The organism is Amycolatopsis jejuensis (genome assembly GCF_000717335.1).
GTDB lineage: Bacteria > Actinomycetota > Actinomycetes > Mycobacteriales > Pseudonocardiaceae > Amycolatopsis > Amycolatopsis jejuensis.
Genome location: NZ_JNYZ01000013.1, coordinates 189508 through 196980, shown reverse-complemented (window position 1 = coordinate 196980; position 7473 = coordinate 189508). Strand labels below are relative to the sequence as shown.

The 7473-nt window shown below is 68.8% G+C and carries 7 protein-coding genes, 1 tRNA gene and 1 pseudogene; 6 read left to right on the top strand and 3 right to left on the bottom strand.

Features of this window, described 5'->3' with window-relative positions; translation table 11 throughout:
- Positions 1–95: 95 nt before the first annotated feature.
- Positions 96–782 (bottom strand): annotated as a pseudogene (locus OO71_RS20890) (penicillin acylase family protein); the annotation flags it as partial.
- 149 nt (positions 783–931) lie between these two features.
- Between OO71_RS20890 and OO71_RS20885 the strand changes: the two are divergent.
- The 6 genes from OO71_RS20885 (at position 932) to OO71_RS46535 (ending at position 5020) form a co-directional block, all read left to right on the top strand.
- Positions 932–1306 (top strand): FKBP-type peptidyl-prolyl cis-trans isomerase, encoded by a 375-nt coding sequence (locus tag OO71_RS20885; protein WP_033291490.1) that lies wholly within the window; start codon positions 932–934, stop codon positions 1304–1306.
- Between the two features lie 112 nt (positions 1307–1418).
- Positions 1419–2174 carry a S1 family peptidase gene (locus OO71_RS20880; RefSeq protein WP_033291489.1) on the top strand — a complete coding sequence of 252 codons (756 nt, stop codon included), beginning with the start codon at positions 1419–1421 and terminating at the stop codon, positions 2172–2174.
- 125 nt (positions 2175–2299) lie between these two features.
- Entirely contained in the window at positions 2300–3034 is a 735-nt protein-coding gene (locus tag OO71_RS20875; protein WP_033291488.1) for a S1 family peptidase, read from the top strand.
- Positions 3035–3071: 37 nt separating this feature from the next.
- Positions 3072–3407: a hypothetical protein gene (locus OO71_RS20870; protein WP_033291487.1), complete on the top strand. Its 336-nt coding sequence runs from the start codon at positions 3072–3074 to the stop codon at positions 3405–3407.
- A gap of 36 nt (positions 3408–3443) precedes the next feature.
- The gene (locus OO71_RS47580) at positions 3444–3836 is read left to right on the top strand and encodes a hypothetical protein (protein ID WP_156096443.1); all 393 of its coding nucleotides are present in this window, start codon (positions 3444–3446) and stop codon (positions 3834–3836) included.
- On the top strand, positions 3836–5020 hold the full coding sequence (locus OO71_RS46535; protein ID WP_051791762.1) for a hypothetical protein: 1185 nt from the start codon (positions 3836–3838) through the stop codon (positions 5018–5020). Before OO71_RS47580 ends, OO71_RS46535 begins: the two co-directional genes overlap by 1 nt.
- Here OO71_RS46535 and OO71_RS47575 read toward each other — a convergent pair whose 3' ends face one another.
- Positions 5021–6940: an ATP-binding protein gene (locus OO71_RS47575; RefSeq protein WP_051791760.1), complete on the bottom strand. Its 1920-nt coding sequence runs from the start codon at positions 6938–6940 to the stop codon at positions 5021–5023. It lies immediately after the preceding gene.
- 324 nt (positions 6941–7264) lie between these two features.
- Positions 7265–7347, bottom strand: a tRNA-Leu gene (locus tag OO71_RS20855).
- Positions 7348–7473 lie beyond the last annotated feature (126 nt).

Genomic DNA, 7473 nt, shown 5'->3' with positions numbered 1-7473 from the left:
ATCCACGGTGGCTGTTCACCTTTCCTCACCCGTTCATGATCAACGATCATGAACCTTCACGCACCACAAGTGATCAACTTGTTAGGAACTCTAAGGGAATCGGTGATGTATTTGTTGATGCCCTCGATGTACGCCTGCGCGTCGGCAAGCCCCTGCCTACCACGCGCGCCGCTCGCCGCCACCGCGTCGATCTGCTGCTGCAGCTCGGCTTCCGTGTAGGGCGCCGAGGCGAAGAACGACTGTTCCAGCTCGCGGTTCGCCGGCGCGCCACCGGCGTACGACGTCAGCTGCCCGCGCCCGACCCGGCGCATGATGTCCATGAGCCACAAGCGATCCTGCGCCGCGGCGTACCCGGCGCCGAACTCCGTGCCGGACCGCGTGGTGCCTTGGATGTGCGGGACGCCGGTGGCCTTGTCGCGCGTGATCGTCACGTCGTCGCGGGGTTTCGCGGTGCTCGCGACCTGGTCGGCAGGCACGCCGAAGGACGAGTCGTTGAAGAACTTGCCGATCGTGTCCGTGGTCAGCGTTTTGTGTCCACCGGCGAGGTCGGCGTATTTGCCGAGCTGGTCGTCGGCATGCGCGGGCTGGGTGCCGAACGCCTTGTTGGCGAGGATTTCCGCGAGGGTCGCGTTGCCGTTCTCGCCCGGCGGCAGGATGTCGTTGCACTGCCCGGCGCAGTAGTCGTTGCCGGGCACCGCGGCGGATGCCGGGCTGATCTGCACGAGGCCTGCCGTGAGCACGGCGACCGCGCCAACGGCCAGGGTCTGGATGCGTCGTCGCATGCCGGGAGCTCCGTCCACGAAGGATTGCCCAGGGTGACGCAGCGCACGCTACCGACGGGTAGGACAAGTGTGAAGACTTTTCGCGTTTAACCCTCCGTTGGGAGTAGTCCATCCGGCGGACCAGCGGCGGCGTAGGTACGGTATCCGCCATGAGCGTGGAGAAACCCCAAGTCGACCGGCCGGACGGCCCACCGCCCGCCGAGCTGGAGATCACCGACCTCACCGTCGGCGACGGCCCCGAAGCCACCGAGGGCACTGCCGTCAGCGTCCATTACGTCGGGGTTTCGCACTCCACCGGCGCGGAGTTCGACGCGTCCTACAACCGCGGCGAGCCACTGCAGTTCTCGCTCGGCGCCGGACAGGTCATCCCCGGCTGGGACCAGGGCGTCGCCGGGATGAAGGTCGGCGGCAGGCGCAAGCTCGTGATCCCGCCGCACCTGGCGTACGGCGAACGCGGCGCGGGCGGCGTGATCAAGCCGAACGAGACCCTGATCTTCGTCGTCGACCTGGTCGGCGTGAGCTGACCCACGGGCAGCGGGGAAGGCAATCGGGGCAGTACCGGCTGATCAACCTGTCGAGACCATCCCGAAGACGGCTACCGTTTTGAGCAGTTCGTCGTCTTTGGGAGGATTCGTCGTGCGATTGCGTGCTGTTCTTTCCGCTGCCTTTCTCGCTGCCGGCGCGGCTCTGGCTGCCGCCACTCCGGCGTCCGCGATCGCGAACGGCCTCGACGTGCCACCGGGCGCGTATCCGTTCGCGGCAAAGTTGTCGATGCCCACCTTCACCCTGCCCGACGGCAGCACCATCACGCCAGGGTGTTCCGGTTCGCTCATCGCGCCGCAGTGGATCATCACTTCCGGACATTGCTTCGTCAACGCCGACAACGAGCCCGTGTCCGGGCCGGTTCCGTACCCGACTTCGGTGCTGCTCGGCACCACCGTCGACCGGCCGGGCAAAGGCACGCGCCGCAACGTCACCGAGGTGCTGCAGTCGGGCGTCAACGACGTCGCGCTCGCCAAGCTCGACGCGCCGGTCACCGGCATTGCGCCGCTGAAGGTGTCCACCTCCGCGCCCTTCGTCGGCCAGCCGGTGACGCTCGCCGGCTGGGGCAGCCTGACCGACGTCGCCCCGAAGCCGTCCAGGAAACTGCAGCAGGGCGTGATGCGGGTCGTCAGCACCACCGCCACCACCGCGCATGTCGTCGGGCTCGCCCCGCAGCAGAACACCAGCGCCTGCAATTACGACTCCGGGGCGCCGTACTTCGTCGGCTTCGGCAAAGCCGCCCGGCTCGTGTCCGTCGAATCGAACGGTCCGTCGTGCCCGCACTCGCAGCCGGAAACGACCGCGCGCGCCGACCTCCTCGCGGACTGGATCACTGCGCACACCCAGTGACCGCAAGTCCCGCGATCGGCCGGTTTTTCCTCGCCCGACAAGGGAATTCCGCCGTGGTCCGGGTCTGGTTAGGGTGGAAGGCCGAGTCCACCGGCGCCCGCCGGTGACCCGGACGAAGGGACAGAATGCGCGTCCGCGCCGCGATATCCGCTGCCATCCTCCTGCCCATCCTCACCGCCGGCCCGGCACTGGCCGTCGCCGACGGGTCCGACGTCCCGCCCGGCCAGTTCGGCTTCACCGCGAAGCTGACCATGACCGGGGTCCCGCTGCCGAGCGGGAGCACGTACTCCAGCTACTGCTCGGGAACGCTGATCGCGCCGCAGTGGATCGTCACCAGCGGCCACTGCTTCCACGACGTGAACCGCAACCGTGTGTCCGGCCCGGTGCCGTACCCGACGGCGGTTTCCCTCGGCCTGGTGGACGAGACGAAGGAAAAAGGCATCCAGCGCAAGGTGACGCAGGTGCTGCAGGCAGGCCCGAACGACGTCGCGCTCGCGCAGCTGGACAGCCCGGTCACCGAGGTCGCGCCGCTCGCGGTGAACCGCCTGGTCCCGGGCGTGGGCCAGCGGGTGACGCTCGCCGGATGGGGCAGCCGGACCGCGCAGAACCCGGTGCCGTCGAAGCAGCTGCAGCAGGGCACGATGCAGATTTCGACGGTCGCGAGCACCACCGTGGGCATCCGCGGCGTGGCCCCCGCAGCCACCACCAGCGCCTGCGCGTACGACAGCGGGGCGCCGTATTTCGCGGACGGCAAGCTGATCTCGATCGAGAACAACGGCCCGGACTGCCCGCACACCGGCGCCGAAACCACGTCCAGGGTGGACCTCATCGCGGACTGGATCACGACGCACACGAAGTGAGTACGGTAGGAGGGCCGTCGACCCTGAGGAGCGCCGCATGCCCGAGCCGATCTTGACCGCCGTCGCCACCGCACTGGCCACGAAGGCCGCGACCGGCCTGTACGAGCTGGTCAAGCGCAAGTTCTCGGGCAACCACAAAGCAACCGCGGAACTGGAGGCGGCCACGTCCGACGACCCGGCGACGGTGCAGGTGCTGGCCGAACGTCTCGACGAGGTCGGCCGCGCGGATCCGGAATTCGCGACCGCACTGCGCACGGAGTTCGAGGTCCACCAGGACGCCCGCAGCGGCGGGGTGACGAACCACGTGGGGTCGGTCGCGGAGGGCGGGAAGGTGGTACAGGCTCGGGATGTACACGGGGATATCAGCTTTTGACGGGTTCGGGGAGGGCACTGGGTAGGATCGCTCCTCGTGCCTTCCTCGCTGTTTCCCGTGCCCCCGGAATGGCGCACGGTGCGAACGGAACGCACCGTCCTGGCGGTGGTGCACAACGTCACCGCAGCAACCCGGTTGCTGGACGTGCTGCCCCTCTTCGCGGGGGACCCGCGGGTACAGATCGTGTTCACCTGCCCGGGTTCGAGCGCGTTCACGCGGGGAACGGAGGAGTACCTCGCCGCGCGGGGGATTCCGCTGGTGCCGTGGTCGGCGGCGGTGAAGGAAGACTTCGACTGGGCATTGGCGGCGAGTTATGGCGGAAATCTCCATGAATTGCGCGCGCCATTGACGGTGTTGCCGCACGGAATGGGTTACAATAAATTCTTGGAAACCGGAAACCAGTTTTCGGGTTGTCCGAGCAGTGGCTGATGCATCGCGGGCGGGTGATCGCCGAGCACCACGTGCTGTCCCATCCCGAGCAGCTCGGCCGGTTACGCGAGTACTGTCCGCAAGCCGCTGATCGCGCGGTCATCGCCGGAGATTCCTGTCTTGACCGGCTGCAGGCCGCCGGCGGATTGCGTGAGTCGTACCGGCAGGCGCTCGGCGTCACCGAGGGGCAGCGGCTGGTGCTCGTGTCGTCCACGTGGGGTCCGCGATCCCTCTACGGCTCCCGCCCGGATCTGCCTGCGCTGATTGCACAACAGCTGCCGCTCGACGAATTCGCCGTCGTCCTCGCTCTGCACCCCAATATCAGCGAGGGCCATTACCCGTGGCAACTGAAAATGTGGTTGGCGGAATGCGAGCGGTCCGGCGTGATCGTCCTGCCGGAAGAAGATCTGTGGCAGCCGGCCGCCGTCGCCGCGGACGTCACCATCGGTGACCACGGTTCGGTCACCTATTACTCCGCATGCCTTGGCACCCCGGTTCTGCTTGCCGCCGCACCGCACGAAGCCGTCGACCCGATGTCGCCGGTCGCTGCGCTGCTCCGCGCGGCACCCGAACTGACCGGGGAAAACCTGGCCCTTCAGCTGCGCGCCGCCACCCAGTCCGCGGAACTGGTGGCCGCGACGGCATTGGCCACCAGCGTTCCCGGGGAATCGGCCAAGTTGCTGACCGAACTCGGCTACCGCACACTCCGGCTCCCGCAGCCGGAACGACCGGCAGAGTTCACGGCCTTTCCGCTGCCGCGCATCCGGCGATCGGCACCGGGTGCGCAATGGGTCCAGGTCAGCGGTGACGAGATCACCCGGTTCGCCGCCACGTCGACAACCGGACCACCCGGCGCGCACCTCGTCGTCCACGTCGACGGCCCGGACCCACGGCTGCTGCGGCGCGCCGACATCGTGCTCGGCGACCGGTTCCCCGACCCGGCACGCTGGATTGCCATGACCCTCAACGAGTTTCCTGGTTGCGAATGGGCCGCGTGCCCGGCCGGGCCGGGATGGCTGGCCGGCAGCCGCCACGGTCCGGTCGTGTCGTTCACCTGCACCAGCCTGCCACCGGTGGTGCCGTCGCTGCTGTACGTCCGGAACGGGCCGGACGTACCAGAGCAGCTGGCGTTCACCGCGGGCGGCCGCAAACACGAGGCCCGGTTGACCGTCCACTACGGATAGTCAGCCGAGCTGATCGAGCACGAGGACCAGGTCCGCGGCCTCGGCCGAATAGCCCCGCAGCCGGGCAATGCCCAACGCGTCCTCCACGTGGGCTTTCGCCTGGTCGCGGTAGCCCCGCGCGAGCGCCGCTTCCGCGCAAGACCACAGCGCGGCAATACGTTCGCGGTGCATGCCGAGCCGTTCGGCGACGGGGCCGAGTTCGGCCAGCTCGGCCGCGCCTTCCTCGAACGAGCCCGCCTCGATCAGTTTCCGGCCCCGCCACAACCGGATCTTGACCCGGTTGTCCGGCTCGGCGCCCAGCGCTTCCTCGGCTGCCACCAGCAACGCGGCCGCTTCCGCCGGAGGCGCAACCTTGGCCAGATGCATCCGGGCGAGACCGAGCCGACGCGGCACACCGATCTCCTCGGCCAGTGCCAGATTGCGCCGGAGATGGTGTTCCGCCTGCGCCAGCATGCGGTCTGCTTCCTCCGGCCGCCCCTGCCGGCGGGCAAGCAGACCGGGCTCGAAGCACGCCAGCCCCAGCGCCTCCACCGCGGACGCGTACTCCTCCGGCGTCGCCGCCAGTTCCACCACGGCGGAGAATTGTTCCTGCGCCGCAGCCCATTCCCGCCGCTGCATCCGGGCGAATCCGAGCTGCGTGCGCGCCAGCCCCTCGGCCAGCGGAAGCGAACCGGCCTGCGCGGCTTGGACCGCGTCCTGGCTCACGGCCGCCAGCTCGACCGGATAGCCGCCGTCCTTGTACACCGGCCACAACGCCATCGCCAACCGGATGACATCCTCGTGCGTACCGTCGAGCAGCGCGGCCTCGGCCGCAGCCACGAGATTCGCGTGTTCGGCGAACAACCAGGTACGAGCGTCCTCGGCGGAAAGCGAACCCGCGGTGAAGCCCGGCCACACCTTCCCCGCCCAGCCGCGGGGCAACGCGTTCTCCGCGATCGCCAGGCTCTGCTTCGCGTAGTACCCGACCACCGCCGCGGACAGCTCACCGGCCAGCGGCGCAGCGTGCAGCCGTGCCAGCGCGGACATCCGGTACCGGCCGCCGATGTCCTCGACCAGCATCGCGTCGACCAGTTCCTGCACCAGGTCTTCGGTGTCGAACTCGTCGAAGCCGAGCACCGCGGCAACGGTTTCGAGCCGGACGTCGCCATCGCCCGGGTGTGCGCCGAAAACCCGGTACGCCGCCTGGGCAGGCTCGGTCAGCCGCTCGTAAGCGACGTCGAACACCGGGCTGGCCAGCGCGCCCTTCTCGCGGATCCGCGCAACCAGCCGTTGCAGCGGCCGGTTCGGGGACTTCGCCAGCAGCGCACCGGCGACCGTGAGCTCGGCAGCGGACCCGGCACAGATCCGGATCAGCTCGTCCCGCTGCCCGGGTTCCGCGGCAAGCCGGTCCTCTCCGACGAGTTCGGTCAGCACGCCGAGGGCGGCCTCGTGGCTCAACGGCTCGAGCTCGACTTCCCGAGCGGAATGCCGGGTCTGCAACCCGGTGAGCCCCGAACCGACCACCAGCACATACGACCCGGCATGCGTCGGCAGCAGCGCCTTCACCTCGGCCGCGCTCAACGCGTCGTCGACCAGCAGCGCGACCCGGTACTTCGCGGTGCGGATCCGCCACATCGCCGACCGCGCCTCGAGGCTGCCCGGCATCTCGTCCGGCCGATACCCGAGCATGGCCAGCAGCTCGGCGAGCACGTCGGCGCCCGCCCGATGACCGAGCCGCACCGGGAAGAACCGGTCGAACCGGTCGAGGTGGCGATGCAGCCACGTCTCGCACAACGTGGTGCGGCCACTGCCCGGCGCACCCCGCACGATCGCCATCGCGACCCGGTCGGCGGCCTCGTCGTGAATCCTCGTGAGCGCATTCAGCTGGCTCTCGTTGTTCCGGTAGTGCACCGGTGGCGCCTGCACCTGCAACGCGGGCACAACGGGCTGCTCCGGAGGGTGAAAATGCACACCCCCGTATACGTCCCGAGCCTGGACGACGATGTCCGCTTGACCGTCGAAATAATTCTCGTCGCCCACCGCTCCCCCGCCCGGCTAGTCCCGTCCAGGCTACCGGAAACATCACGGTCTGTGGCCGCCCCGATACCCGCCGCCGACCCCCCTCTAACCCACCCCACCAGCCACCACAGCCCGAACCGCCACACAAGACATCGCGGGGGTCCGGGGGCTCGGCCCCCGGGAATGGATACGACCGACAACGGGAAAGGACCCCAGTCGCGCCAGCGGCTGGGGTCCTGAACACGGTGCGCGAGGAGGGAGTTGAACCCTCACGTCCTTTCGGACACACGGACCTGAACCGTGCGCGTCTGCCATTCCGCCACTCGCGCGAGTGCTTCCTCAAGGCAGCCAGCAAAGCGTACCAGGGGGAATTACCCCGTTTCAGCGGGGGCATGCCCAACCCTTCCACCCCCGGATAGGATCGGTCCGGAAGTACACGTGTGAGGAGGTCGTCC

Excerpts from the sequence above, each read along its gene's own strand:
- OO71_RS20885 (WP_033291490.1), top strand. The coding sequence starts at position 932 with ATGAGCGTGGAGAAACCCCAAGTCGACCGGCCGGACGGCCCACCGCCC.
- OO71_RS20875 (WP_033291488.1), top strand. The coding sequence starts at position 2,300 with ATGCGCGTCCGCGCCGCGATATCCGCTGCCATCCTCCTGCCCATCCTC.
- OO71_RS20870 (WP_033291487.1), top strand. The coding sequence starts at position 3,072 with ATGCCCGAGCCGATCTTGACCGCCGTCGCCACCGCACTGGCCACGAAG.
- OO71_RS46535 (WP_051791762.1), top strand. The coding sequence starts at position 3,836 with ATGCATCGCGGGCGGGTGATCGCCGAGCACCACGTGCTGTCCCATCCC.